Genomic DNA, 2267 nt, shown 5'->3' with positions numbered 1-2267 from the left:
AGAACATCTTGTCCTACTTTTGCAATTTTACCTATTGGAAAAAAATGAGTCGGGTGATTTTTCTTTATCTTATAGTAGCCAACATCCCATTTTAATACGGTTTTATTTATAAGTTTATTATTTACCTTATTTATATTTAAAATGGTCACTTCATCATTCTCTTGCCAATGAGAATTAATGCGTGTGCATAGGTATTTTGAGGTGGAGTTGCCATAAATATCAATATTGCGAGCAAATGCAATTTTACTTTGATCTGCTGCGTGCTTAGCTGTTACTAAAAAATTGCTATTTATCATGAATGCAGTAGCAGGTTTTAAATCTATTGTTTTAAACTGTTTACCGTTATAAGGACCAATTTGCTTTTGCGGAAGAATGCTATATACGCATTGTAAATACTTGGATATTGTTGATGGCGTGTTTTCGGTAAATGTTTTTATTTCCCATCCAAAAACGCTTCCAATAAAAAGAAAATAAGCCAGAATAGTAAATAAAATTAATCTCATTTTTTTCTAACCAGAGATTAGTCAGCTCTGTTTATCATCTTCTTAAGCTCTTGTTTATTTTTCATCTCAATCTGCCTCTTCCATGATATACGATACACAACCGCTGGATGCATAGACAGTTATAACTTTACCAGTTGTAATACCGGTGCGACCCTGATTAGGAATGAAAGAGATTTGATACTGACCTTTATTGGTTAAATAGCAATTGTGATATGTTACCGCTGAACCAGTACAGCTATCTGTTACTGTGATGTTCCAACGTACATCATAAGCACTCTGCCAACCATTGCCTGCAAGGGCAACGCTGGCAGCTAACATAATACTCAATACAATTGATGTAATTCTCATAATTTTCTCCTTTCTTGATTAGACTGGCTTTGCCTCGGGTTTTACCCAAACACTAATTGAGAAATCATCAGGTATTTCCAGACTATCATCATCTTCGGCTATGATGTAGTCATCTAACCCATCAAAATCATAAGCATTGTTCACTTTTCCAAATCGATCTTCCGTCAAGAATGCTCCTAAAACGGTGCCATGATTCTCATTGCCACTTTCATCGTTGGCATTGCCATTGAATGGCCAGTAACCAATAAGACATGTATTCAAATCAAGCCAACGCTTTTGGCAAGACTATGAGGCATACACCTAAAACAATAAAAAGTGTGATAATCTTTTTCACCTCACTTCCCTCCTTCCTTTTTAAGGTTTTAGATTTAAAGAGTTGACAGAGCTTAAAAAGCCTCTAAGGGGCTTGCAGACCCTCAGAGGCTTTCACATCGGCATTTTTTGGTAATCCTTTGTCATGGTTTTCTCCACGAAGATTAATAATTTATTCTTCTGCCTTACTAAATGCAAAAATCATTCAATATCAAGCACTTATATTTTAACTGAGTAATCTCAATAGGTTGCCCCTTCAATAGGAATTATTATCATCGGCTTTTATGAATTAAATTACATAAAACTGTGAGATCTATTTCACACTTATTAAAACTTTATTGCCGTAATATAATCGGATTAAGGTCATCTGGCAGGGTGAATACCAGGTGGAAATAACTGCAGCCAAGCAGTTCTGCTTTACGGTCATTGAGCACTTTTTCCTTTTGTGTGAGGGGAAAATCGTTGCACGGTCATGTAGTTTAGAAATTGGGTTTTCAGATCACTGGACATAATAGTACCTCCTTGGCAAAAAGTTAATTAAACGGGACACTTTACCTGGAGGTACTATAAACCAATATCGCTTGGATCGGGAAGCTATAATATATCGGTGGGTGAACATTTTCCGCGAAGCGGTTTAGTTCTTGCCATTATGTGAAAATTCGTAAATATTCATATATGTTATGGCTATCCTACTCCTGCGAAAAGTTGTGATATCATCAGAATCGGAACCAAAATTAAAAGCTTAGATTGTAGATTGCTTGCCGGACACCCTCAGGAAAAACGGTTGGTGGGCAAAAAAAAGGCGCAAACTATCCTAATGTTTACGCCTTACAGTGCACTGCAAAACCTATTCAAGAACATAGACATCCGGGTAATCCATAAGTTTCAGAGTCGCGGCAATGACACCTGCGACGACCGGGACATCGTGGATGACAACCAGGCTGTTGCTCTTATTCAATTCCTCCATCATGGGTTTTGAAAACATGTTATTGTAGTCAACGTGGCGGGCCGCTTTAATATGGCTTTTCTTAAATTCTGCCTCATCCCGAAAATCGACAAATGTACAATTTTTTAGCTTTCTTGCATTCTCTTCATTAATAATTT

Annotated in this window: 4 protein-coding genes; all 4 read right to left on the bottom strand. The window is 36.9% G+C overall.

The features are described 5' to 3' along the window. Window positions 1–503 (bottom strand): hypothetical protein (locus tag Q0X89_RS10010; RefSeq protein ID WP_297693676.1); only part of this gene is annotated, 503 nt, incomplete at its 3' end. A 66-nt stretch (window positions 504–569) separates the two neighbouring features. Then, complete coding sequence (locus Q0X89_RS10005) at window positions 570–851, bottom strand: hypothetical protein (RefSeq protein ID WP_297693674.1); 282 nt, start codon at window positions 849–851, stop codon at window positions 570–572. Between the two features lie 18 nt (window positions 852–869). After that, window positions 870–1112 carry a hypothetical protein gene (locus tag Q0X89_RS10000; protein WP_297693672.1) on the bottom strand — a complete coding sequence of 81 codons (243 nt, stop codon included), beginning with the start codon at window positions 1110–1112 and terminating at the stop codon, window positions 870–872. An 898-nt stretch (window positions 1113–2010) separates the two neighbouring features. Continuing rightward, on the bottom strand, window positions 2011–2267 hold a 257-nt coding region (locus tag Q0X89_RS09995), incomplete at its 5' end, for a rhodanese-like domain-containing protein (RefSeq protein ID WP_297693670.1).

The sequence above is a fragment of the uncultured Eudoraea sp. genome, assembly GCF_947258525.1.
In the GTDB taxonomy this organism is placed as follows: Bacteria; Bacteroidota; Bacteroidia; order Flavobacteriales; family Flavobacteriaceae; genus Eudoraea.
This window is presented reverse-complemented; position numbering and strand designations above follow the sequence as displayed.